This is a genomic window from Microcoleus sp. Aus8_D2 (genome assembly GCF_036702665.1).
GTDB lineage: Bacteria > Cyanobacteriota > Cyanobacteriia > Cyanobacteriales > Microcoleaceae > Microcoleus.
In genome coordinates this window covers 65449-90761 of sequence record NZ_JAUBUN010000029.1, presented here as the reverse complement: position 1 = coordinate 90761, position 25313 = coordinate 65449, and the positions used below count along the sequence as shown (strand labels likewise).

24 protein-coding genes are annotated in these 25313 nt (G+C 45.9%); 6 read left to right on the top strand and 18 right to left on the bottom strand.

Going from position 1 to position 25313, the window contains the following annotated elements; all coding sequences use genetic code 11:
- Positions 1-120: 120 nt before the first annotated feature.
- Positions 121-1548 (bottom strand): phosphoglucomutase/phosphomannomutase family protein, encoded by a 1428-nt coding sequence (locus QUB64_RS21630; protein WP_333266746.1) that lies wholly within the window; start codon positions 1546-1548, stop codon positions 121-123.
- A gap of 500 nt (positions 1549-2048) precedes the next feature.
- Between QUB64_RS21630 and QUB64_RS21625 the strand changes: the two genes are divergently transcribed.
- Both QUB64_RS21625 and QUB64_RS21620 read left to right on the top strand, forming a co-directional pair.
- A complete protein-coding gene (locus QUB64_RS21625) occupies positions 2049-3083 on the top strand; it encodes a hypothetical protein (protein WP_333266745.1) in 1035 nt (344 codons plus the stop codon).
- A gap of 25 nt (positions 3084-3108) precedes the next feature.
- The gene (locus tag QUB64_RS21620; RefSeq protein ID WP_333343322.1) at positions 3109-3312 is read left to right on the top strand and encodes a hypothetical protein; all 204 of its coding nucleotides are present in this window, start codon (positions 3109-3111) and stop codon (positions 3310-3312) included.
- A 386-nt stretch (positions 3313-3698) separates the two neighbouring features.
- Here the strand turns inward: QUB64_RS21620 and folE are convergent, their stop codons facing one another.
- The 3 genes from folE to accA form a co-directional block, all read right to left on the bottom strand.
- On the bottom strand, positions 3699-4433 hold the full coding sequence (folE, locus tag QUB64_RS21615; protein ID WP_333266741.1) for a GTP cyclohydrolase I FolE: 735 nt from the start codon (positions 4431-4433) through the stop codon (positions 3699-3701).
- A gap of 157 nt (positions 4434-4590) precedes the next feature.
- The gene (locus QUB64_RS21610; RefSeq protein ID WP_333266739.1) at positions 4591-5316 is read right to left on the bottom strand and encodes an SDR family oxidoreductase; all 726 of its coding nucleotides are present in this window, start codon (positions 5314-5316) and stop codon (positions 4591-4593) included.
- A 369-nt stretch (positions 5317-5685) separates the two neighbouring features.
- Positions 5686-6666 (bottom strand): acetyl-CoA carboxylase carboxyl transferase subunit alpha, encoded by a 981-nt coding sequence (accA, locus tag QUB64_RS21605; protein WP_333266737.1) that lies wholly within the window; start codon positions 6664-6666, stop codon positions 5686-5688.
- 328 nt (positions 6667-6994) lie between these two features.
- On the opposite strand from accA, the gene QUB64_RS21600 reads away from it, so the two are divergent.
- Positions 6995-7489, top strand: a complete 495-nt coding sequence (locus QUB64_RS21600) for a tellurite resistance TerB family protein (protein WP_333266735.1) — start codon at positions 6995-6997, stop codon at positions 7487-7489.
- A 209-nt stretch (positions 7490-7698) separates the two neighbouring features.
- Here QUB64_RS21600 and QUB64_RS21595 read toward each other — a convergent pair whose 3' ends face one another.
- A complete protein-coding gene (locus tag QUB64_RS21595) occupies positions 7699-8163 on the bottom strand; it encodes a hypothetical protein (protein ID WP_333266733.1) in 465 nt (154 codons plus the stop codon).
- Positions 8164-8277: 114 nt separating this feature from the next.
- A complete protein-coding gene (locus QUB64_RS21590) occupies positions 8278-9321 on the bottom strand; it encodes a zinc-dependent alcohol dehydrogenase family protein (RefSeq protein WP_333266731.1) in 1044 nt (347 codons plus the stop codon).
- 263 nt (positions 9322-9584) lie between these two features.
- Between QUB64_RS21590 and QUB64_RS21585 the strand changes: the two genes are divergently transcribed.
- Positions 9585-10445 (top strand): sulfotransferase domain-containing protein, encoded by an 861-nt coding sequence (locus QUB64_RS21585; RefSeq protein ID WP_333266729.1) that lies wholly within the window; start codon positions 9585-9587, stop codon positions 10443-10445.
- Positions 10446-10513: 68 nt separating this feature from the next.
- Here the strand turns inward: QUB64_RS21585 and QUB64_RS21580 are convergent, their stop codons facing one another.
- The 7 genes from QUB64_RS21580 to QUB64_RS21550 form a co-directional block, all read right to left on the bottom strand.
- Positions 10514-11161 (bottom strand): GNAT family N-acetyltransferase, encoded by a 648-nt coding sequence (locus QUB64_RS21580; RefSeq protein WP_333266727.1) that lies wholly within the window; start codon positions 11159-11161, stop codon positions 10514-10516.
- A 167-nt stretch (positions 11162-11328) separates the two neighbouring features.
- Complete coding sequence (locus tag QUB64_RS21575; protein WP_333266725.1) at positions 11329-12519, bottom strand: multidrug effflux MFS transporter; 1191 nt, start codon at positions 12517-12519, stop codon at positions 11329-11331.
- Positions 12509-13867 (bottom strand): pyridoxal phosphate-dependent decarboxylase family protein, encoded by a 1359-nt coding sequence (locus QUB64_RS21570; RefSeq protein ID WP_333266723.1) that lies wholly within the window; start codon positions 13865-13867, stop codon positions 12509-12511. Before QUB64_RS21570 ends, QUB64_RS21575 begins: the two co-directional genes overlap by 11 nt.
- Positions 13868-14140: 273 nt before the next feature.
- Positions 14141-14707 carry a hypothetical protein gene (locus tag QUB64_RS21565; protein ID WP_333266721.1) on the bottom strand — a complete coding sequence of 189 codons (567 nt, stop codon included), beginning with the start codon at positions 14705-14707 and terminating at the stop codon, positions 14141-14143.
- Positions 14708-14713: 6 nt separating this feature from the next.
- Positions 14714-15316 carry a hypothetical protein gene (locus QUB64_RS21560; RefSeq protein WP_333266719.1) on the bottom strand — a complete coding sequence of 201 codons (603 nt, stop codon included), beginning with the start codon at positions 15314-15316 and terminating at the stop codon, positions 14714-14716.
- A 117-nt stretch (positions 15317-15433) separates the two neighbouring features.
- The gene (locus QUB64_RS21555; protein WP_293132515.1) at positions 15434-16456 is read right to left on the bottom strand and encodes a long-chain acyl-[acyl-carrier-protein] reductase; all 1023 of its coding nucleotides are present in this window, start codon (positions 16454-16456) and stop codon (positions 15434-15436) included.
- A 251-nt stretch (positions 16457-16707) separates the two neighbouring features.
- A complete protein-coding gene (locus QUB64_RS21550; protein ID WP_333266712.1) occupies positions 16708-17400 on the bottom strand; it encodes an aldehyde oxygenase (deformylating) in 693 nt (230 codons plus the stop codon).
- Between the two features lie 179 nt (positions 17401-17579).
- On the opposite strand from QUB64_RS21550, the gene QUB64_RS21545 reads away from it, so the two are divergent.
- Both QUB64_RS21545 and QUB64_RS21540 read left to right on the top strand, forming a co-directional pair.
- The gene (locus QUB64_RS21545) at positions 17580-18398 is read left to right on the top strand and encodes a carbohydrate ABC transporter permease (protein WP_333266710.1); all 819 of its coding nucleotides are present in this window, start codon (positions 17580-17582) and stop codon (positions 18396-18398) included.
- Between the two features lie 122 nt (positions 18399-18520).
- A complete protein-coding gene (locus QUB64_RS21540) occupies positions 18521-18769 on the top strand; it encodes a transporter suffix domain-containing protein (RefSeq protein ID WP_333266708.1) in 249 nt (82 codons plus the stop codon).
- 93 nt (positions 18770-18862) lie between these two features.
- Here QUB64_RS21540 and QUB64_RS21535 read toward each other — a convergent pair whose 3' ends face one another.
- From QUB64_RS21535 to QUB64_RS21515, 5 genes are all read right to left on the bottom strand, one after another.
- On the bottom strand, positions 18863-19891 hold the full coding sequence (locus QUB64_RS21535) for a hypothetical protein (protein ID WP_333266706.1): 1029 nt from the start codon (positions 19889-19891) through the stop codon (positions 18863-18865).
- Positions 19892-20574: 683 nt separating this feature from the next.
- A complete protein-coding gene (locus QUB64_RS21530; protein ID WP_333266705.1) occupies positions 20575-21492 on the bottom strand; it encodes a cupin domain-containing protein in 918 nt (305 codons plus the stop codon).
- A gap of 173 nt (positions 21493-21665) precedes the next feature.
- Entirely contained in the window at positions 21666-22178 is a 513-nt protein-coding gene (locus QUB64_RS21525; RefSeq protein WP_333266703.1) for a DUF4112 domain-containing protein, read from the bottom strand.
- A gap of 361 nt (positions 22179-22539) precedes the next feature.
- Positions 22540-24435, bottom strand: a complete 1896-nt coding sequence (gene dnaK / locus QUB64_RS21520) for a molecular chaperone DnaK (protein WP_333266700.1) — start codon at positions 24433-24435, stop codon at positions 22540-22542.
- 523 nt (positions 24436-24958) lie between these two features.
- Positions 24959-25192, bottom strand: coding sequence for a hypothetical protein (locus QUB64_RS21515; protein WP_333266698.1), 234 nt, complete (start codon positions 25190-25192; stop codon positions 24959-24961).
- Positions 25193-25313 lie beyond the last annotated feature (121 nt).

Sequence of the window (25313 nt, the reverse complement as noted above, 5' to 3'; positions counted from 1 at the left end):
CTCACCGACGATTAAATTTTAACAGTTGATAGAACAATTGACAGTGGACAAGGGACAATGGGCAGCAAAAACCTAGATCGGATTTTCGTTGTCAACTGTCCCAGGTCAACTGTCAACTGTTTAACCTTTCTGTGCCCAACTCTTCGCCCAATTCAAGTTTTGCATCACCTCTTTCAAAGTCGCAGCTTCCGAATACAACCGCAACACCGGTTCAGTACCGCTAAACCGAATTAACAGCCAACTTCCGTCAGCTAAACGAAATTTATATCCGTCAACTTTGTTGCAATCTACAACTGCTTTCCCAGCTATTTCTGTGAGAGGTTGATTTTCTAACAGCCCCAGCAAGCGCGAACGTTCGTCCATATTTGCTAAGTGCAAGTCGATTCTGTCGTAAGCTGAAGTAAAATTAGTCTCTGTTTGCAGTCGGCGATAGATGTCGCTCAAATCTTCCCCGGATTTGACAACGGCTTCTAACAAATACAGCGCCGATAGCAACGCATCTCTTTCGGGGATGTGCGTACCGTAGCCGATTCCTCCCGATTCTTCGCCGCCGACTAGGACTTGAGTGGTTAACATTCGATCGGCGATATACTTGTAACCGATCGGCGTTTCAAACAATGGTAGGCCGTAAAGTTCAGCAATTTTGGGCATGATGTCGGAACCGCTGACGGTTTTGATGACTTCCCCGGTCAACCCGCGCCGTTTGGCTAAGTGTTCGATTAATATAGGAACTAGGATTTGCGAACTGAGGAAGTTTCCGAAGCAGTCAACGGCTGCAATTCGATCGCTATCTCCGTCAAATACAAATCCGATCGACAAACCAGAGTTTTTTCGCTGGTGAGTCCGCATCACCCGAAACAACTGCGACAGGTAGCGCGGCAAAGGTTCCGGTGCACCGCCGCCAAACAGCGGATCGCGATCGCTGTTGACTTCTTGCACAGTTTCTTCTAATATTTGAGCTAATCCGCCCGCCGCCGCGCCGTGCATTACATCTACAAATACTGTAATTTTCCCGGATGCGATCGCCCCCTTAATCGCTTCAATATCCACCATTTCCCGCAAGGTTTTGCAGTAAGCCGGCCAAGGATTGAAATTTTCCAATTTTCCGGGAGTTGCTGAAAGTGCCGCCGGATTTTCGAGTTTTGCTTCTATCTGGTGCGTAACTTCGGGCGAAACCGAGCCCCCAAATCCGCCCTTGACTTTTAATCCTAAATATGCACCGGGGTTGTGGCTGGCTGTCAGGACGATCGCACCTAAAGCATTTAATTGTTTGGCAGCTAAACTGAAAGCTGGAGTTGGGGCGTAGGATTCGCTCAGCAGCACGTCAAATCCGGCGTTTTGGACTGCCTTAGCTGCTGCGAGGGCAAAATCTTCAGCCAGAAATCGGCGGTCGTAACCGACAATTACAGTCCCGCTGGTGGCATTATTGCCGCCAGTTTGTGCGAGAACTTGTGCTGCTAGGGGAGCTACCAATGCTACGCGATCGAATGTAAAATCGTCAGCAATGATGCCGCGCCAGCCATCTGTACCGAATTTAATAGGATTCATCGTTTAGTCACAAGCCATAAGTCACTCGTCTATTTTATGAGCTTATTTGGCGATCGTCAGTCGATTTTAGATTTTAGATTTTAGATTTACTTGCAGCCTTGAATCTGGCAGCTTGAACAAGACTTTAAAATTTTGGGAGATCCATTTAAGGAGTGTACGTGGCACGGTACCCGTTTTGGGGTAAACGACTGTTGACAATTTACCTAGACTTACCTAGGATGCAAGTGAGTAAACTCCCGGTAAATCACTGGATAGATTGATGAGTATTGGCCAGAGCCACAGAGCTTAAGGCCGTGAGCGTTGACACGACGATACGGCGCCCTGAAAAAGAAGGCCTTCAGAACGTCCGTCGGCACAGATGGCGGACACAGGCGATATCGTCTAACATAGTAAAAATCTAGCCGCATTGACAGGGAGAATCAATGGCTACCCTAACTTATTGCAAAGGCTTGCCCACACCAGTGTATGAGCTTAACGAACTCGGAAAAACAACTTTCGAGATGTTTTTAGAGGCTTACGCCCCGATTTTTCGGACTGCAAGCATTGAAACAATTAACCACTTACTTTCAGGCGCTCCTTTCAAGAAATCCGATTGGAACACGCACTTACAGCAAACCTACGGCATCAACAAGCGCCACGCCAATGGTGTAATCAGTTCTGCCTCATGTCGTGTAGACGGCGCAAAAGAACATAGGATTTTACACCTGAAAACTCTTGAAGTCAAGATTAACTCTATTAGTGCGTGGCTCCAGAAAGCCGAGCGTAAGTTGGCATTAGCTCGCAAATTTTATGCCAAGAAAAAATTGCCCAAGTCAAAAACAGGTTGTAATTTTCCCATAGCTTGCTCGCTGCAATATAAATCCACAAACTGGCATAATTTGCGCTTTCAGATTCACAACAAAAAGCGTAAACTGACATTATTAAGTAATAAACTAAAACATTTAAGGCTTAAGCCAGTCAAAGTTTTCATCCCTCATGGCGATTTTTTTGTCGTCGCCTCGAAGGATGAGTCTTTTGGCAATCAAGTTTGTCAGTGGAATGGGGATAAAATAACTTTTCGAGTCCCTAAGTGCTTGGAGTCACGATTCGGAAAAACCGTGTCCTCTGTTATTGGTGATTTTAGCCGCAACATCAACAGATTACCAGAATGCGGTGCTAAAACTTGGCATTTCTATCGTAAGAATGGAAAGTGGGTTGTCGCCGTGCAGTTTACCCCAAATCCCGTGAAGCAGGTTTCTAGAGAGAGAATGTACGGTTGCATTGGTATCGACATGAACCCCGGTTCTATTGGGTGGGCGTATGTTGATTCTCAAGGGAATCTCAAAGCCAAAGGGCAGATTCCATTGCAGATGGGCTTACCGAACGGCAAACAACAGGCTCAAATTGTTGATGCCTGTTTGCAACTAGCAATAAAAGCCACGGAATTTGAATGTCCCGTAGTTTGTGAGGAACTTGATTTCTCAACAAAAAAGCAGTCACTGGGAGAAAAAAGTAGAAAGTATGCTCGGATGTTGTCGGGCTGGGCGAGAGCGTGAGTTCTACAAGCAACTGGGTTCTATTTTGTCGAATCGTGGCATTGAGTTAATTGCAGTCAATCCAGCTTATTCAAGCATTATCGGTTTGATGAAATACCTGAGAATGTATGGATTAGCTAGTGATGAAGCGGCTGCACTGGTAATTGCTCGCAGGGCTATGAAATTGAGTGAAAAAGTACCTCGCTCCTTAACCGCCTATTCTGAAGTGAATTCAGAAAAGCACTCCTGAGAGCGAGTGGAACCAACTGAATAAACAAATCAAACGTTCCGCTGTAATATCACGTCGTTGTGATTATTATAGCGTTTCTAACTGGAGTTTCTTGGTCAACCTCGATGTCGGGGAAGCGTCAAGCGCGCTTGTAAGAATGTTTTAAACTTATACCGCAGAGTTTACCCAGGTTTGCCTAGGTTTTTATAAGCGGCTGGTTAAAAGTCATCATTAGTCAGCAGTAAGCAGTCATCAACTGACAACTGTCACAGGTCAACCGACAACTGACAACTGACAACTGTCAACTGTCACAGGTCAACCGACAACTGACAACTGTCACAGGTCAACCGACAACTGACAACTGACAACTGACAACTGTCACAGGTCAACCGACAACTGACAACTGACTAAAAGAATGCCGGTTGATGGCGGATCAAATTCAAGAATTCCTCGCGAGTTTTCTGTTCTTCTTGAAACACTCCCAACATGGCACTTGTCACCGTCCAAGCACCGGGTTTTTGCACGCCCCGCATCGTCATGCACATATGACTGGCTTCCATCACAACAGCAACTCCCTGCGGTTCCAATATTGTCTGAACTGCTTCAGCAATTTGGCGCGTCAAACGTTCTTGCACCTGCAACCGGCGGCTGTACATCTCGACAATTCTGGCTAATTTGCTCAGTCCCACTACTTTTTGGTTGGGAATATAAGCGACGTGAACTCGACCCATAAATGGCAACATATGGTGTTCGCACATACTGAATACGCTGATGTCTCGCACCAGTACCATTTCGTTGTGACCTTCGTCAAAGATAGCGCCGTTGAGGAGTTCTTCGAGGGATTGACTGTAACCGCTGGTGAGAAACCGCATTGCTTCTGCTACCCGCTTCGGGGTTTTGAGCAATCCTTCGCGTTCGGGGTCTTCTCCTACTCCCAGCAGCAGCGTCCGAACGGCCTCCATCATTTCTTCCTGGCCTACTTCTGAGGCTACGGGTACGTTGGATTCTTGACCGTTCGAGGAATTGCGATCGGGTCGAGTGGTGATCCGCGGGGCGTTGTTGTCTGCGGTTTCTAACAGTTTCATGCTGTCAGTAGAGATTGAGCTCGAGCCATTGGAACCGCTGTTCGATGCAATTGTCATAAAAAGTTGGTGTGAGGATGAATCTATTTTCGATTGGCGATTTTCGATTGGGCATAGACCTATCGATTTGCGATTTGCGATTTTCGATTGGGGGATAGAGCTAGAGATTCAAAGATTGTTGAATTCCAGAAAAATCCAGCAGTTTACAATCTCAAGTTCACAAAACTCCGGCGTTGGACATCAGCGTGATTTCTTCAATTACTGCACTTGCCGGCAACTGAACTGCGTGCAGAATTGATTGGGCGACGATTTCTGGAGTTAACATCGCGGTGCGATCGAAATCGGCTTGGACGCTCTCTGTGTCCCACATGGGAGTGTTGACAGAACCCGGACAGATGGCTGTGACGCGAATTCCGCGAGCCCGTTCTTCGGCGGCTAATGTCTTGGACAAAGCCATGAGACCGAATTTGCTGACGCAGTAGGCTCCCCAGTTGGGGAAGGTTTGGCTGCCGGCGATCGAGGAAACGTTGATGATGATTCCCGATCGGCGATCGCGCATTCCCGGCAAAATTCCTAGAATGCACTGCCAAACGCTAGTAAGATTGAGGTCTAGAACGTTCTGCCAGTCGGCTAGGGGCGTTTCGGTCAAGGAGCCGGTGTAGCCCATGCCAGCGCTGTTGACCAGAATATCCACGGGCCCGAATTGAGCGGAGATCGCGCTGATTCCGCTTTGCACTTGCTCAATTTTTGCCAAGTCTAAGGGATAAGCTTCTGCTTTCACTCCGAATTCTCGGGCTGCTGCGGCAACAGCTTCTAGGTTTTCTGACTCTCGGCTAACTAAGGCTAGATTTATGCCCGCGGCAGCGAACGCTAGAGCAGTCGCTTTGCCAATACCGCTGCTGGCTCCGGTAATCAGAGCCTGCTTTGTTGTTCGATCGTTCATTAGCGTGTCCTGATAGTTCCTAATTTTACGAAAAACACGGAAATTAGTTGGCAAGTGTTAGCTTGACGCTTGTGAACTACTAAACCCTTTATCCCATTGCCCAAGGCATCTGGGACTACTTTTCGCATACTTTCGATCGGCAACTACCCGTCAAGCATTGCAGCCTTTTTCGGCAAATCAGACAACTGTCTGGTACGGCTGATAACAATTAATTATGAGAGCAACATTAAGAACTGTTAAGCCGAGATCACCTGAGAAATTATAACACTGCTGACAGATTCGCAGAACAGTCAGGCGTGAGTTATTAGTTATGAGCGTGAAGTTAAGAAATTTGTAATTCACAACTAATAACTCAAAGGAGCGATCGGCTCAAGCAGACATTTCAGTGAATACACCAATGTGGCGAAACTTTTGATACCGGAGCTGGCGCCGCTGCTGGCCCGTGAGCTGTGTCAATTCTGCTAAGTTTTCTAACAAAGCTCCTTTGAGCATCGCCGCAGCTTTCAGGGGATTGGAGTGAGCGCCACCAACGGGTTCGGGTACTATCTGATCGAGAACGCCGAGGTTTTTCAAATCCCAGGAAGTAATTTTGAGGGCTTCGGCGGCTAAGTTGGCTTTCCCAGAGTCTTTCCAGAGGATGGCAGCACAAGCTTCGGGGGTGGCTACGGTATAAACAGAATGCTCCAGCATCAACAGCCGCTCGCCGACACCAATTCCCAAAGCGCCGCCGGAACCGCCTTCGCCGATGACAGTGCAGATAATCGGAACATCGAGGCGAAACATTTCTCGGAGGTTGCACGCAATCGCTTCTCCTTGTCCGAGCTGTTCGGCTTCTAAGCCCGCCCAAGCCCCGGGAGTGTCGATAAAGGTGAAAATTGGCATACTGAAGCGATCGGCGTGTTCCATCAACCGCAGGGCTTTGCGGTATCCGCCCGGAGCGGCCATGCCGAAGTTGCGGGCGATGTTGTCTTTGGTGTCGCGTCCTTTTTGATGGCCGATAATGACCGTAGGACGCCCGTCTATGCGGGCAATTCCGCCGACGAGGGCCGGGTCGTCTCCCCCTCGCCGATCGCCGTGAAGCTCGATCCACTCGTCGCTAATTGCTTGAATGTAATCGAGGGTGCTGGGGCGGCGCGGGTGACGGGCGAGTTGCAGCCGCTGCATGGGGGACAAGCTGCTGAAAATTTCTTGTCGCAGTTGGGCGCTGCGAGCTTCTAGTTTGCGAATTTCGTCGGTGACATCGACGGCGTTTTCTTCGGCGAGTTGGCGAATCTGGTGAATTCTGGTTTCGAGTTCGGCCAGGGGCTTTTCAAAATCTAGGAGTAGTGGTTTGCGGTCTGGGTTTGCCACGCTGATAATTTCTATAGGGTTTTTAAGGTTTGGTCGATCGACTGTTTCCCGATCCTACCTTGTCAGTTGACACTGAAAAAGAGGGTTGCTCGGAAGTTTTGAATTTTGAATTATGTTTTTCTTCGTAACCCGAGTTGAAAACCTGAGGCTTGAGCCTCGTTTTTTGCTACACTATTTTTGCTTAATCCCAGAGTTTTACCAGAAAGAATTGGTTTAAAGCCGGAACCCTTGTAGGGAGAAATTAAAAGAAGACTATTCATTAATCCAATCCTCTTGCTTCCAGGTAGCTGTCAACTGTCAACTGAACCGTACGACTCCCCACGCCCCTATGCCCGCCCACAGCCACAAAAGACCTAACCCTGCTGAACTGTTCCCAAGTACAAAAACCGACACAAGTGCGATCGAACTCACTCCGTCGGAAGCTTTGACAGCTATTTCAGTCTTAGCTGTTGCCGCCGACGGTGAAATATCGGAAGCCGAAAGACAAACCCTTGCCGCCAATCACATTCGCTTGTTCGGCTCTTATTCTGGCGAACACTTCCAAGAACTATTTAAGAAAGTTCTGAAATTGAGCAGTCAGTACACTCCGGCCGAAGTATTTGCCGCAGCTAAAAACGCATTGAATGCTCAGCTTCGAGAAACAGCTTTTGCGATTGCTACAGATTTGGTTTTGGTAGACGGAGTTTTCACAACAGAGGAAAAAGATTTCTTAGTTGAACTTTCCCAAGCTCTGGACATCTCAGAGGAAATGGGCAAAAAAATCATCGAAGTCATGACTATCAAAAACTGCGCTCAAAACTTCAGATCATCTCAGCCTATTTGATAAGTTCAGTCCTGGAGGCACGAATAACCTCATTCTGTCATTCTGAGTGTAGCGAAGCATCTCAAGCCCAAGGAAAAACGTCGAGCTTGCGTCCTGGACTGAAGTTGTTACTTAACAGTTACCGGTTATATCATGTCCGGTGAAATAACAGTTAAAACAGGTACAATCTGGTCTATATAGGAGAGCCTTTTCACAGCCAAGTAAGAACATTAATAAGGACTTCCATTCGGAAAAATTAGTTTAATCCGCTTGGAACGAAGCTGTTCTTCCTCTTTGTGAAGTTCTACTAATTGCTCCACTACATCAGCAGTCACCCCTAACAATTTAGCCATTTGACAGATTTTTTCGTGTTCCTGTTCGCTATACTCACCGTCTGCGGCAGAAGCTTTAATAGCTTGATAGACAATATCCGTTTGTACCAAGTTGTTTATGCGATCGGAAGAGTTCGCAAGTAGCTCCGCCAGATCGTCGTTAGCTTCGTAAATCTCCAATTCTTTAAGCACAGATTCTGGAGCACCCAAAGCACTGAAGAAGCCAATTTGCCAGTCTCGTTCTGCTGGATCGAGTACGCCATCTCCCTTGGCGCAGACAAGTACAGCTTTGCCCACTGCTGCAAAATCTGCTTCAAAATCATCACCGTTAGGAAAGATTTTAAAACCTAATATCCGGTTCAAGACCCAGAGGTTTCCTTTTCTTTGATAATCTGTAGTCCGGGCTATTTTTTTGTCCTCTTAAGATTTGACGGTTGAGATTGCACTTTTAAAATTATGACTCAGAACTGCCTTGTGTCAACCATTTGAGGGACGCACCATTACTTTAATGGCTTCTCGGCTATCCATCGCGGCATACCCCATTGGGACATCATCAAGTTCGATCGTCATATCGAGAACCGGTGAAGGGTCAAGTTTACCAGCCACTACATCAGCAAGGAGTTCGGGAATATAGGCACGAGCAGGCGCAACTCCTCCCCGTAAGGCAATATTGGACATGAACAAACGGGGGATATTAATAGTTCCGTTACCGTGAGGCATTCCCACAAATCCGATCGCTCCTCCTGGACGAGCAATCGCGATCGCACTCGCCATAGATGACTCGCTACCCACGCATTCAAGTACAGATGCTGCGCCTCCTTGGGTCATCTCCAACACGGCTCCAATCGCCTCTTCACCCCGGCTGGTGACAACATCCGTAGCCCCAAATTGTCGCGCTATTTCCAAGCGTCGTTTGTGACGACCTAGCATGATGATCCGCGCCGCTCCCAAGCGTTTCGCCGCCAGTACGCCGCACAATCCGACTGCACCATCACCCACAACAGCTACTATACTTCCGTCACGCACACCGGCTGAAACCGCAGCATGGTGACCAGTTGACATCACGTCCGTCAGTGGCAGGATGGCGGTAAGAAGGGCATCATCATTCTCGGCGGCTTTGGGAATCACAACTAGCGTCCCGTCGGCTAATGGCGCACGCACGGCTTCTGCTTGTCCGCCGTTGTTCTTCCCTCCCCAAAAGCCACCTTGAATGCAGGAGGTTTGCAGCCCTTTGCCGCAGAACTCGCAAGATCCGTCAGAGAAAGCAAAGGGAGCGAGGACGCGATCGCCTTTCTTCATTGTCCGCACGTCCGCTCCTACCTCTTCTACCACCCCCATCCATTCATGGCCTGTTCTCCAACCCTGTTGCCAATCTTCTAAACCTCGATAGAACCATAGGTCAGAACCGCAAATACAGGCATGAGTAATGCGGACAATGGCATCGGTAGATTGCTCGATAACTGGGTCGGGAACGCTCTCAACGCGCACGTCGCCCGCTGCATAGTATACTGTAGCTCGCATTTGATACACTCCTGTTATTTCAATGTCCGATCTTAAGTTGCCTTGCCACACAAGAAATATATAGCAATCCTAAATCAGTTGTACAAATATGTAGGGGTAGTGCCCCGCCGTGCCTACCCCCACGGATCGGGGCAACCACGGGGGGTTTGCCCCTACAACAATTACACAATTCATTTACGATCGCTATAATATCTTGTCTAGGAAGGAACTAACCCCTTCTGTCATCGTCTAAATCCTGTAAAAAAAATAGAGTTCAATTGGACATGAGTTTAGTAATCAAAACCGAGCTATTTGATTCCACTATTTGGAAGGCGATTCACCCCCGTAAGACGGATATAATCATCGCTACTTGCGCGAAATCTGGAACAACTTTGACTCAGCAAATAGTCAATTTAATTATTAACGGACACAGTGATTTTAAGTATTTGTACGATTTAAGTCCTTGGGTAGAAGAGAAGCCCGAAATATTTTTTGGCTCGTTAGAGGACAAACTTAACCATATAGAGAACTTGCCCGCTCCAAGATTTTTCAAAAGTCACTTGCCTTTCGATGCGTTGCCATACTATCCAGAATGGAAGTACATCTCCATAGTCAGAGATGGGAGAGATATTGGTCTGTCTCTATATAATCATTTCAAAGCTCAAGATCCTAAATATTATAAGGACTTCGGAAATCAGTTTGCCGGCAGTTTTCCAGATTTTTGGGAGAAGTGGGTAAAGAATGAAGAATTTCCGGGATGGATTTTTGGGACTTTTGTCAAAAATAATTGGTGGAAGGCCAGACATCTTCCCAACGTACTTTTAGTTCACTATTCCAATTTAATCAATGACAAGCCAAATGAAATCCCGAGAATTGCTAACTTTCTCAATATAGAGATAGACTCAGCAAAGATGAAGACAATCTTGCATGAGTCTTCCTTTGAATATATGTCAACTAATTGGGAAAAATTTCAGCCCCCTGGTTTTCTGCCTGGGGCTTTCTTTGGAAAGGGAAAAAATGGCAGGTGGCAGGATTTGTTAACTCAAGAGCAAATTGAAGAATATGAAACTATGATTTGTGAGCAATTAGGCTCCGAATTGGCAAACTGGCTCAAAAGTGGTGGACCTTTAACCTCCTCTAATTAACAAAACATTACCCCTCTGTCAAGAAACAGCAATAGACATCTCCAAAAATCGTCAAAACTTTCCTACGATCAAATTGGAGAGGACATCAATAGGCAATTAGGAGGATTCTCAATAGAATTAAAAATCTGTTTACCCTTGAACTTGTATGACTTGTATTCAATGGCAAACTCTTCAGTAAACCCAAGGTTCCGAAATATGTGCCCAGAACCCACGCTGGTGGCTTCAGCCATAGCAATTTCAAAGTTATGGTGTTTAGCTAAGTTCAAGTTTTCTCTCACTAAATTTGTAGCGATATGTCTCTTAGTGTATTTCTCTTGGACTCCCAGCATCAAAATATGCAGCAGTTGTCCGGCTTTAACATGATTACAACTTCGGTAATTTTCCTCCAATTCTGACAGCAAAGAGAAAACGGATTCAAACTTATTATCAATACCCTCCGGAGGGTATTGATCGATTGTCATAAAATCTTCGGAAATAATGAACCCCACTACCTCTCCTGTTTGCCGATGTTTAGCGATTATCGATATTTCTTCATCGGCTGCTTTCTGACAGACAGGTAAAGCCAGCCGATAAAACTCATGAAAGGAAATTTTTAGGGCTTTGGCGATCGGCTCAAAACTTGAAAAAACCTGGGAGATACAAGTAGCAGTCTCTTGGATATCACCAGACTGCATGATTTGGAACAGGATTTCACTGTTTTTCTCGAGAAAATTCATAGATTTGGTAAAACTTACAAACGATTACAATTAAGGAATGGGAATTAAATTACCTCCGTAGTTGGGTTGGGGTTACGAAACCTAACCTACAAATTTTGGATGTTACTTTTGGTAACAAACATCCTTTGAGATTTTCCTAACATAATTTAATTCTTATTCGGAGATGTTTATTTCTGAAATTGTAGTTGAGAATATGTAGCAAGCGAAGCGATCGCAAATAACGCCATTACCTCAGACATTACATTCACGGTGTGTCCATCAAAGAAAAAGCTAACTAGGACACTTGCTAAGGAACCGCCCAACATCTCCAGAAATCCAATTACGGCAGCAGCACTACCAGCAGTATCTTCTACTGATTCAAGTGCATGATGGATAGCATTAGGTGCGATTAGCCCATAACAAAAGGTGTTAATGATGAGAAGAGGTAATAGTGTAAGTAACTGAGCCGCACCAGTCATCGAAACTAATACAAGTGTAATAGCTGAGGTGGCAGAAATTACTAACCCAAAGCCAAGCAATCTTGGTGATGGCACACCGCGATTGTTCAGTAGTCCACTGAGAAAAGACCCAGCTACAATACCAATACCAGTTGAAGCAAAGATCAACCCATAAGTAGCTGTTGATATCCCTAGAACATTAATCATTACAAGTGATGAAGCTGCAACGTAAGCAAACAGACATCCAAAACTGAGTGCATCGACAAGAGCATATCCAATAAAAACTCGGTTATTAAGAACACGCAGATAATTTCCGATCAGCCGATGTGGTTTGATAGCATTTAGATCCCGACTTTTAATTGACTCATCAAGTCCGAGTGCAATAGCTAGTAAAAGTATCAGCCCTCCTACAGCTAATAACCCATAGATACCTCGCCAGTTAGCGATCGCCAATATTCCCACACCAATTGTTGGTGCAATGATTGGTGCTATGTTGATCGCTAGGCTAATGTAGGAAAGTTGGACGCGAGCCGTAGCACCTTCAAACAGATCGCGAACCATTGCCAGCATCAGCGTTGCACCAGCGCCAGCCCCAGCACCCTGAAGGTAGCGCCAAGCCACGAGAGCATTAATTGATGGGGCGATCGCACAAGCAGCACTAGCAAATGCAAAGAGTCCGCAACCTGCGAGTAAGACCGGTTTTCGCCCGTAGCGATCGGAGAGGGAACCAAAGGCGAGTTGGGATGTAGCATAACCAACCATAAATAGACTGAGTGTTAGCCCTACAGCCGCAGGAGAGGCATTTAGTGAAGTACCAATGGCCGGAAATGCTGGTAGTCCCATATCTATTGATAGCGGTAGCAGTGCAGCCAGTACGCCAAGGATTATGGTGAAGCCTACCGAGTTAGGTTTAAACTGCATACATAACCTTTGTCGTTACCGAGTCAAGTGTTTGCCAAATTCGGTCAATCCAATCTAGATGTTCTGGTTTCATCAAACAAGAACGCAGACAGGTAATAGATTCTAGGTCCCAATTGATTCCTTCCCCAGTCTCTAAAAATAGTTCTTTCGGTAGATTAGCCAGAGCTAGGTGGAGGTTTTCCTGTTCCGCCGTTTGAAAAATCTCCTTTGCCAGTCGGGAAGATTCACTCGCACTCTGAGATTTTACTACCCAAACAACGATATCTAATTCAGGCGGGAAAGCTACTATAAATCGCGCATCATTTTGGAGTTTCTCAAAAAGAGTCAGTGCTGCTTGTCGCGACTTACTCAAATAGCCAGTAAACTCACCACCTGGTATGAGAGGTAATAACCGTTGAGTTGCCCAGAGTGCTACCGCCGATGAACCCGCTCTGGAACATTCCAAACTAATTTCACCTAAATGCAGTTCCTCAGAACTAAAATAGGTGTAGGGTGAATCATGTTTATAAAGCTTCCCAACAGAAGGATCTTTGAAAACAATACAGCCACAGCCGTAAGGCTGTAGTCCATGTTTGTGCGGATCGACAACAATCGAATCAACTTGTTTGAGACAGTCAAAAGCGGCTCTGGCTTCGGCATCAAGATTCTCTACCAACATAAAGTAACCGCCGTAGGCGGTATCGGCATGGATGCGGAACCCATATTCAGCCTGAAGTTCGAGAATTTCTGGTAGTGGATCTACAGAACCCGTTGCTGTCGTCCCGATGCTAACAACAACCGTGCCAATATCATCTTCATGTAAAAGTTTTTCCAGGGCTGCTACATCCATTCGGGCGCGACTGTCACACCGAACAGATTGAAAGGGAATGCGAAGCACACCACAAATTCTGGAATGAGTATAGTGTGACTGAGTAGAGGCGACAACTTTTTTGTTTGGTTGTAAATTTCCTGCAACCCACAAAGCCTCTAAATTCGCCATCGTCCCGCCACTTGTTAGATGTCCTAAATGAGTTTCCCAACCGAACATCTTGGCAATTTCTGCCACCGCTTCCTTCTCCATTGCCGAACTTGCCCGTCCACCATCTAGGGCATGATTGTTGGGATTGATCCAAAGCGATAGCGTATATGCAAGGCGGGCAATTTCCGTGGGTGGTTTGAGCATTTGCCCAGCGTAGAGGGGATGGGGATAGGGATAATTGTCTTGCATCCGTTCTGCGACTTCCAAAAGCACGGTTCGCATAGCATCTAGGTTAGGAGAGCGATCGAATTTTGGTAAGCTGTGAAAACCTTCTTCTAGTCGTGCTAGTGCTTCTTGAAGTAATCCCAAGCTTTCTTTTTCTAATGTCATGTATTTGCATCCTCTGGTGAATTTATAGGTTGGTTAAGTAAGTGGACATAAATAAACGCCATGATGTCATTGTTCGTTAAACGTCGCAATTCGCTTGTGCTTTGGGATTGCTTCGTTCCTCGCAATGATACGTAATATACAGCATATTCTATGTATATGTGGTACACACAATCTTGTAGTAGGTAAGGTGCGTCGCCACCCGTCAGGGGAGCAAGTTCCATTGAATATCTCACAGCGACGCACCCGGAGCGAACTAACAACTGCTTAAAATTGTCATTCTGAGCGAAGCGAAGAATCTTCGGTGGAATCCTTTGCAGAGAAGTCTTTGCTCTCAGAATTGAAATTTAGCGGACAGCCCCCCTTTACTTGACCCGTAGGGTCGAGTAGTTTGAGTCGGCTCTTTTCAAATTTTTCCAAAGTTTTGATAGCGGCACTACTTTCGGAAGCAGCTATCAAAGACCCTATTTCACCTCCACCAAAATTTTCACAAATACTCTTGTGTCCCTCAGATATTCCGCATTGATAAGCTCGGACAAAATTTTCGTGTTCGGCTGCGAGGATGCTAGGTAGAGTTTTCAGGATGGGCAATAGCTTCTGCTTGCAAATGACATTAATCAGATAATCGTGATTCCACATCATTAACCCACTTAAATTCTCTGACTGTACTAACGACTGGGTATTGCCAATAGTCATAGTAGGGCGAATGTCACTTTCATATTTCTCTCTCGTAAAGTTTCCAGTTAATTTCATGGCGGCTCCCGAGGCATACATAAGTTTAGTAGTCGTTTCTAAATCAACTTTTGCTTGGTCGAGTTGGTCGTTACCAATGGCAGCAACCAAGCGTTCTCAACTAATAATTAACGCTTGGCTAAACACTAAAAATACCCAATGTCCTTTCTTCCAGACATGAAGCGGAGAAAGAGTTGGGTTGGTTTCGATATTTAAACTTGGATGAGAATTACTTAAATTCTGGGGATTGTCAATATTATTAATTAAATTGGATTCGTCTAATCCGAACGCTCTTATTAAGAGAAGAGCATAAGTTTTAAATCCAGATTTAACAGAGTTTTTATGATCGGTGAAATCAAGACCTGCACTGATTTCTAAAAAGCCTAGATCAGCTCTCAACAGGCTCGTAACTATTAACTTAGCAGGTGCTTCGGCTTTAACGTGTTGGACTTCCATATAGCGATCGAACTCTTGAACTTGCTGGTACTTCAGGTTAGTACCAGTCAAGAACTCTTTCGCCAAGGGAATGACTTCTACTGGGGTGAGTTGCTGCAAGGCGACATTGATAGTATTAGCCTGCAAAGATTCCTCTAGAGACAAAGCCTGTTGAAATTGCGCTAGCGTCTGATGTACCTGAATGGCAACGGGCTGACTCAATGAGTAGCTGCTGAGTAAATCCTGGGGTGGGAGCAAACAAAGATTCCATAAATTAAGAGGCATAGAAGCACCTGTATTTAATAGAAACCATCTCAAGTTCTACTGTTGTCAGCCTTGAAAAAGTTACTGGTTATTATCAGAAAAACTTTCCTCAATAACCAATAACCGCAACAAATTACATCAAAATGACATCAAAGGTCGGAAACCGTGCTTAACGGAAATTTCGCCGATTTGCTCCATCTTTTCTACAGTAATTTGATTCCGTCCCCAAGAAAAATTGGTGTACAACTTTTCAAATTCCAGCAGCATGGATTCGGCAAAACAGGCAAATAACTGCCGGCCCGGCACATCCATATTCACAATCTTCATAATCTTCCACTCAATATCGAGGGAATGCTCCACAATCCCGCCATTGAGTACGTAAATTTCGGGATGCTGAACCTGAGTTGCCAGATTTTTCGGATAACCACCGTCAATCAATAAACAGGGTTGCTTCAATGTCTTGGGGTCAATTTCTACTCCCTTTGGCATACTGGCTACCCAGACTACAATATCCGCTTGGGGCAGGGCTTCTTCCAAATCCATGATTTTGCCTCGCCCCAATTCCGATTGCAAATCTTGCAATCGTTCTTTGTCGCGGGCAATGAGCAACAATTCTGCTACATTGGTTTTAACATTCAGCCAGCGGCAGACAGCACTGCCAATATCGCCAGTAGCACCGCAAACCGCCACAGTGGCTTTTGAAAGTTCAATCCCCAATTTTGGGGCTGCTTCTTCTACTTGGCGGCAGAGGATGTAAGCCGTATGGGTGTTACCAGTGGTGAAGCGTTCAAACTCCAACTTGAGATTGCGAATTTGCTTAATTTGCTGCAAGTTGAAGGTTTCAAAAATGATCGAAGAAAAGCCACCTAAAGCAGTGATATTAATCCCGTTTTTTTGAGCGTGGGCCATCGCATTAATAATTTTGCGAGTGGCTGCTTTGATCCGGCGAGTGGCTAGCATTTCTGGTAGAAAACACGACTCCACATAGCGGCCTTCTATTTTTTGCCCGGTAATGCTAGTGACAGTGATATGATCAACTATTTGGGGCGGTGCGCTGCACCAAAAGTCGAGCCCTTGATCGGCATATTCTGGATAGCCCAGCTCGTTAGCTACTGATTGGGCGTGTTCTAAGCTGGTTAAGTGACCGATTAGACCAAACATTAAGTTGTCAAATGAAGGAAGAAGAAAGAAGTCAGTTGACAGTTGACCTGGGACAGTTGTTAGTTGTCAGAAGTCAGAAGTCAGAAGTCAGAAGTCAGAAGTCAGAAGGGAAAATTATTTTTTTTTAATTTAGTTCCCGTTCTTTATTTCCAACTTGATTGGGGTGCAAGACCTTGTAAGGAAGAACGAAGAAGGGAAAATTAAAAGGTTTTAATTTTTAATTTTTATCCCATTCCTTATTTCCAAATTGATTAGGCTGCGAGGCCTTGTGCTGACATCCGCATGATGTCGCGGTTGTTAAAGCCAATGTTGCCTAGGGCTTCGCCGTAGGCAATCATAAAGTCTTCGATTAAGGCGTCTTTTTCCATTCCCAAAACGCTAGCATCGTCTGCGACAGCGTTTAGCAGCCTCCAGATGATGGGCAGGTTTTGGCGGTTGGCGGCTTCGAGTTCGGCTTTGGATTCTTCAAAGTGAGCTTGCAGCCAGACTTCCCCAAAGTTGAGGTGGCTGTATTCTTCTTTGACGACGCCTTCGGTGATTTTGCGGGCAAAGTCATCGGCGACGGGGATGTAGATGTTGTAGGCTGCGATCGCAAAACACTCGATAATTAGTGATTGAATCAGCAAGCAAGTTACAACCTTACCTTCGGCGGATGCCGTTTGGAAGTTGCTGTGCAAATCCGAAAAGAACTCCTTGGCAAATGCCATGTCCGGCGTGACTTTGAGATTCCGGCCGCAAGCTTGGAAGCCTTTCATGTGGCGGTTCTCCATCTTGGACAAGCCAATTAACTCTTCCTTTTTGTCAGCCAACAGTTCGGCCAGTGTCAGGTAATTGTCGTGAGCTTCTTGTTCGCCTTCAATCACAATGGCGTTGATGCGGCTGTAAGCGTCTTTGTAAGTTTCGGTTTGAAAGTCAATTGTTGGGCTGGCCTCAAGCTGGGGCATAGATATGTTGTCTCCTCATATAACCTTGTAGGATGTTTGGAAACCCCTTAAAATTTTGGGGTCGCGTGCACTACACTTTACCTATTTTTGACTAAAAATTTACGGTTGTGTGGGAATCTGGGAGGCGATCGGGTTTGAGAACCTCACAGGCTTATTATTTTAGGTGAATTCACAAGTTTATGGGTAAATCGTGGGACAGGTCTCAAACGCTTGAACTTCTGAGTTTTATTGGGTTGCTGGCGGGGGCTGCGCTGGTGCTGCTGCCGCTAGCTGCTGTATTTTTGGTTTCTTTATCACCATCTGGTGTGGGTGTCAAGGCCACAGGCCTGAGTTTTGAGAACTATCAGGAGGCTTGGCGTCGGGGTAATTTTTTGTTAGCATTTCTTAATTCTACTCTAGTGGCGATCGCAGTTACTGCTTTTCAGGTAGTGACTTCTGCTTTAGCCGGTTACGCTTTGGCCAGGCTGAAGTTTCGGGGGCGAAAAGCCTTTGTTTTGGTGGTTTTGGCGACGCTAGTGATTCCGTTTCAGCTTTTGGTGATTCCCATATTCATGGTTTTGAAGTGGGGCCATTTGCTGAATACTTACGGGGCGCTGATTTTGCCGACGGCGGCTAACGGTTTCGGGATTTTTCTGCTGCGCCAGTATTTTCTGACAATTCCGGTGGAGTTGGAGGAGGCGGCAATGCTGGATGGGGCTAACCGCTGGCAGGTGTTGTGGCGGGTGATGTTACCTTTGGCGCGCCCTGCGTTGGTGACGCTGTTTTTGTTTACGTTTATCGGCGAGTGGAACGATTTGTTTAAGCCGCTAGTTTTTACGACGAGGCCGGAGTTGCGGACTGTGCAGTTGGTTTTAGCGGAATTTCAGGAACAGTTTACTAGCAGTTGGCAGTTGTTGATGGCGGCGGTGGTAATTGCGACTGTGCCGGTGGTGTTGCTGTTTTTGGCGGGCCAGCGGCAGTTTATTCGCGGGATTGCGGCGACGGGAATTAAGAATTGAGTTGAAGTTACGATCGCAATTAGGTTTGTAGTGAGGACTTCAGTCCTTTGTTTGCCTTGAAAGTAAAAAATTTCTAAAGTCCTGAGTACAAACAAATATGTCATTGCGAACGATGTTAATCTATGCAAAAGCTGGGCTTGTTTTTATTTATTGCATCTTTTGTACCCTGGCTAGCAATCTTGTTTGTTGTGCCGTTTCTGCCGCTAACCATCGCTGAAAAAACTCGAATTGATATCTTTCTAGCTGTTGGGGCAGAAGTATGTTTTTGGCTGAGCGTGGTAATTTTGGGAAAAGAAGTAGTTACCAAATATCGGCGTTATTTGAATCCCCGCTATCTTTGGAAAAAAATTAGAAATTTCAACCGCAAATAAACATGACTCAACGCAAATTAGGTTCGTAGTGAGGACTTTAGTCCGCATCCAGAAGGACTAAAGTCCTCACTACGAACCGAGATCGAGGTTGAGCTATTCGCTGATAATTTGCAAACGAATAGAGCGTTCTCCATCTCCAAAATCCACTTCAATCTTTTCTCCCGAAAGACTGTCCAAACATCCCAAAAGTAAGCGCAAGTTGGGCGTGCTTGCTCCTGTATCCACGTACAATCTATCAGCCAAACTGCCTAAACGTTTCCACACAGTGTAGAGCTTGACCACAGTTTGTTCTAGCTGTGCGGCTTGTTTGACGACATCGGCGGTGGTTCCCAAACAGCCGACTCGCAAAGATTCTTCCAAAGCCATTTCCATGTCTAGGTGAGACTGGTTGAGAGCTTGGACTTGGGCGGCCGCATCGAGATATTTCGATAAATTCTTGGCGTCGGAAGTTAGCTGTTTTACTGTGTCTACGTCGGGATTTTCTGCTACTTCTTTTTGAATTTCGCTTTGGTGAGATGGGGAGAGTTTCTCCATTTCCTTGACTAAAGGAGCGAGATAGCGGGAAGGAAGAGAACCGCTAGATGCTTTTTCTTTGACTTCTTCTGGCAATAAATCGGAGTTCATTGCCATCCATTCGTCGGATAGTTGTTTAACTTCGCGGCGGGTAATACGATCGCCCTTTGATGCCGCATCTGTTACCATTTGCTGTACTTCGGGAGATGCTTTGGCCGTTTCTACAAAGGCTCTTTTGCTGAAGTTCCTAATGGAATCTGGGTCTAAATCTCCTTGCTCGATCAGAGTCTCGGCACTCTTAGCTAATTCTATCAAAGAATAGGCTTGACTTTTGCTGATTTCTCTTTCTTTTAGCCAGTTCAAAAAGCCGGTACCGCGTCCGTCGCCGCCTTTTTTTTCTCTGTCTCGGACTGTTCGGAGAATGCGTCCGCGCCAGATGTCGGTTTGTAAGTCGAAACGATCGCACACTTTCCAGGCATTGTCAACCTGATTGTCAAAATCGAAGTCTGGTATTTGTTCGTCTTCGGGATCTGGTAATTGGAAATCGATATCTGTCAAGCCTCTGAGGGCTTCGGCAAGTTCTGCGGGAGATTGGGGGACTTCAGCCATTAGGGGAAAATTGTGTAGAGCGACAGCCGGTTTAATTGGGAATTTGCACAAATTAATATTTGAGACGCTACCCGTAGTAGTAAGGTGGGCAAGGGTGACACTACTGATAGAGTGTTTGTGCAAGTCATATCATTATTGCACGATGAAGGGCGATCGGTATGTGCCGAGACGATATCCGAGATAACTTCCTCCCGGTTCAGGAATAGATGGACATTCCTGGACGCACAGAGAGACTCCAGAAACCGGGAATAGGAACGAAAATTCTGCGTTTTAGTCCCGAATATTATACCCGTTTCAAAAAATAATGCAACTGTAGGCCCGCGATCCAAACCACGAGCTTCATCAGTCATTCCCAATTATTCAATTCTTTAATCTAAAATCTCAAATCTCAAATGGTATTAACTCCTCTTCCCGGTTTCTTTAAGCTTTTGCGTCCAGGACTGATGGATTTATCAAAAAATATAAGATCGCGAAGTTAGTTTCTTGCGAAATATTTAAAAATGTATAGGAGGCGAGCGAGCGATAAAAACTGATTAAAGCTGATTATAGGCAAAAGAAAATTGATTGAGTTAATAGTATAAACAAGGAACCTTGCCACAACTAGCATCGGCAGTCCAACCATTGCAAATTTCGTTAGGATCGATCGCTAGTAGTGGCAAATTTTACTGCTATCTAGGCGGCCCCTATATGTTTGCTTCTAATGGATGTTGAAAGTCGGATTCAACAATAAATCTTGTTGTAGATATAGGATAAGTCTTAACATAGACCATACAACCTGTTGCCGAGGAAGGATTGTAAGGGCTATCTGGTGGATACCGAAGCCAACTGCCCATCGGGTAATCTCCTAACTCATCGCTCCAGATTCCCTCGATCACAAAAATTTCTTTGACCTCAGACTCGACGACATTTGACAATGCCGTGCCTGCTTGCCATTGTTCTATCCAGACTTTTTCAGGAAAATCGATTTGCTTGTAGAGAAACTTCACCTGAATCTGAGGGATAACACCGTTTTCCCAAGCCAATTTCTGGATAGTGGTTTTTAGTTGCTGACGAGTTGTACCGCCATGTTGGCGCAATTTGACAAAACTCAGACAGCCATTGTCGCTATAGGGACGATGAATAAACCCTTCAGGATTCAGCAGATAAGAACCAGGTGGATAAACGCCAGTTTCGTCAGCGAAGTTGCCCTGGAGTACCAAAATTTCTTCCCCACCTGGATGTCCATGTAGCGGGAAAAAGCCACCCGGATCAAATCGAGTCAGCATCGTCACTGGATGATCTTGAACTTCATTATCGCACTCAAAGCAGGCAAACCATATTCCGGTGTAGATTGTAGGGCGCCAGGTTAGCATTGTCGGCAATAGTGCTACCCGCTGCGATAGGTTATTGTGAATTTTTTGACTTTCCCACGGGATGTGAGAAGACTCTTCATCGTTTTTTATCCACTCATTCCATTGTTCAAAACCAGTGCTGTGGAGTTCAAGGTGTTTTGTATTCATGCTCATTAAAATCTCCTGTATAATTGGATTTGGCAAAATTTTAGCAGCATAAATGGGCTCCCGCACACAAGCTTTATTTTTAGTTAATATTTTTGGGGTCACTGTAATGCAGGCGTGTAGAGTGGGTTCACGGGCTGCTGCTGCCTGATTGTTGGCGCTGCGATTAACCATCAGCTTGTGGTGTTGGGTCGATCGCGCTGATGATGGGAGCGCAAAATTTTTGTCTGTTAGTAATTGCCTTCAACTAGATATTGTCGCAATAACTTAATTTAATATCAACCGCCTGTCAGTGCCCTAAATACCCACCCAAAAAGCATCACGCTCAAGAAAATCACGCCTCCGATAATTAATGCCAAACCAAACAGCAAAGCAGCGACAAACAGCCAGTCGGCTTTTTTCCCTGAATCGGGGCTACCTAAATGAGCGTCTAGCAATTCTATATTTTTGACATTAGCTTTCCAAGTAACATCGAGTAAATCTCCAGCAACGGGTACAGTGCCGGCAACTGTATCAAATACGATGTTAGCGGCCATTTGAATTAGGGTTTCTTGCGGTACTCCGAGTTGCGCGGATTTGAAGACTACGTAACCTGCAAAAATCGAGCCGATTAAGTCGCCTCCGCCCGGTATGAGTCCCAATATTGGATCGAGTCCGATGCGGTATGGTGTGCCGGGAATGGGAATTGCATTGTCGAGTAAGTGGCTGATTTGGCGCAGACGCCGCAAGGATGCAATCTGGGATTTGTTGAGTGTATTTGTGGCGGGAGTTTGGGCGGGAGAACGTGACATTTTATTGCTCCAGATTGCGATATTACTGCTATTTTATGATGTTTGTTGCAGCATATTCTAGCTTTTTTACTATGCCTTAAGCAAGATTTTTACTAATATTTATGACAAGTCCTACTACCAAATATTTTTGGGGCTTGTGTTCTCAATTATTCTCGATTGGTGCGTCGCGATGAGATTGTCGATTAAATTTAGGGATTTTTAAGGCGACACACCCTACAAATAATATTGACATGATTTTTCATAATTGCCATGATTTTGTCCGATCGCCCTTTTCGACAATACGCAAGAAACCCGGTTTTTCTTCAAAACCGGGTTTCTTGCTTCTAGCTACCTGTTCTCAGTTTAACTAGGAAAGCGGGATCTATTTGCCATCAGTAAAGTCAGCATCAATCACGTCGTCCTCGCCGCCAGTCGGGCCGCCAGTCGGGCCGCCAGTCGGGCCGCCAGTCGAGCCGTCTGCTTGTTGGTACAGGTTGCTGCTGACTGCGTAGAATGCTTGTTGCAACTCGGTTGTCAGCGTCTTGATGGCTGCGTCGTCTTCTTTGCCGATCGCCTCGCGCAAGTCTTTGATCAAGCCTTCAACCTTAGTCTTGTCAGCATCAGGAACCTTATCGCCCAATTCTGCTAACTGCTTCTCAATTTGATATGCTAAGGAGTCGGCTTGGTTTTTGCGATCGATCCGTTCGCGACGTTCCTTGTCAGCAGCGGCATTCGATTCGGCTTCCCTCACCATGCGATCGACTTCATTGCTGGGCAAAGTAGAAGCACCAGTAATGCTAATCGATTGCTCTTTACCAGTACCTTTATCCTTAGCAGCTACATTCAAAATACCGTTAGCATCGATATCGAAAGTAACTTCAATTTGAGGTACGCCACGGGGAGCTGGAGGAACTCCATCTAAGCGGAAAGTTCCCAAATCTTTGTTGTCGTTTGCCATTTCCCGTTCGCCTTGCAAAACGTGAATTTCCACGTTTGTTTGGCCATCTACAGCAGTCGAGAATGTTTCCGACTTCTTGGTAGGAATTGTGGTGTTGCGAGGAATGATTTTGGTCATCACGCCGCCCAAGGTTTCGACGCCCAGAGACAGCGGGGTAACGTCGAGCAACAAGATGTCTTTGACTTCGCCTGCGAGCACGCCGGCTTGAATTGCTGCACCGACTGCGACCACTTCATCGGGGTTTACCGTTTGGTTGGGGTCTTTGCCGAGGATTTTTTTGACGAGTTCTTGCACCGCTGGAATGCGTGTAGAACCGCCGACTAAGACGACTTCATTAATTGCAGATTTGTCGAGTTTGGCGTCGCGGATCGCGTTTTCTACAGGAATGCGAGAGCGATCGATCAAATCGGAACAAAGCTCTTCAAACTTGCCGCGAGTCAAGGTGGTGTCCAAGTGTTTTGGCCCGTCTTGAGTCGCAGTAATAAACGGCAAGTTGATTTCTGCTTGAGTAACGCTCGACAGTTCAATCTTGGCTTTTTCGGCCGCTTCCGTCAGACGTTGCAATGCTTGCTTATCTTTGCGGAGGTCAATTCCTTCGGCTCTTTGGAATTCGTTAGCGATGAAATCGACGATTTTTTTGTCGAAGTCGTCACCGCCGAGGTGAGTGTCTCCAGAAGTTGCGAGCACTTCAAATACGCCGTCGCCTACTTCGAGAATCGATACGTCGAAAGTACCGCCGCCCAAGTCAAATACGAGGATGGTTTCGTTGCTCTTTTTATCTAATCCGTAGGCTAAAGCCGCTGCTGTAGGTTCGTTAATAATCCGCAGAACTTCAATACCGGCAATTTTTCCAGCGTCTTTAGTAGCTTGGCGCTGGGAGTCGTTGAAGTAAGCTGGCACTGTAATTACCGCTTGGGTAACAGTTTCGCCGAGGTATTTGCTGGCGTCTTCTACGAGTTTGCGCAACACTTGCGCGGAAATTTCTTCCGGAGCAAATTGCTTGCCGCGGGCGGGACAGTCGAGTTTGAGGCTGTTCCCAACTTTCAGGACTTTGTAGGAAACTTCAGTGGTTTCGTGGGTTACTTCGTCAACCCGACGCCCGATAAACCGTTTTACTGAGTAAAAGGTGTTTTCGGCGTTCATCACGGCTTGACGCTTGGCGATTTGTCCGACGAGTTGATCGCCATTTTTAGCGTATGCTACTACGGAAGGTGTGGTGCGACCCCCTTCGGCGTTGGCTATGACGGTGGGTTTGCCGCCTTCCATAACTGCGACGCAGGAGTTTGTCGTACCTAAGTCAATTCCAACTACTTTTCCCATAGGGGTGTTCCGGCTCCAATCTCTACAAAATTTTGGTGTTCTATCTGTGCGATAGTCTGGTTATTCAGAACTGCGATTCTACCTCGCGGTTTACGGGTAGTCAGTTCTGCTTTAATACAGTCTTCGATAGGGTGCTTATCTCTATACTGCGGGCGGTTAGACCTTGCGAAGAAGGGGTGTTTACCGAACCTGTTGGGGGACGGTTGCATCTGTGGGGCTTGCACCGCTACAGCTTTCGACTGCTTTTGTTTACTCTTCCTAATGTACGGCGTGCGATCGATTTGGGCATTGTGGCAAACCGTATATGTTGTGTTGTATTTGCCGTCTTGTGTGTATAAATTTTATTGGGCCAGTTGGGGCGACTCCCTACGGGATAGCTTCGCTCGCGCGTTCTTTTGGATGCAAAATAGAAGTAAAATTTATCAATTAGAGTCAGGAGTTAGACAGCTACCAATTTGCTGCTTGTTTAATTGTACTCATCAGAATAAACAGTGAAAAATGAGTATCTTAATGATTGTTTTGTTTAATAATCTGCAAATAATGCGAGCAGTCCTTCAGACGGTGCTGGTGGGTTTTCCATGACTGACAGTAAAAAGGCTCGATCGCGATCGGACAGTGCTGGAGATGTATTATTATAAGCTGCTGGGCCGTTGATTATAGCATCGGCTTCGGCAATGAATTCGCCCTGGACAAACGGGTAAGCGCACCAAGAGAGTCGGGTTTCGGTACTGGTTTCGGTTTTGACGAGCGATCGCATTTTGCTATTCCTCCCGCTACTAAGATTGCTTGACTACTATTATTATTTTAGCCAAAAAAGCACAGCGACAGGTTTCAACCTGCCGCTCTAAAAAAAACAGTTCGCCTACTGACAACTGACA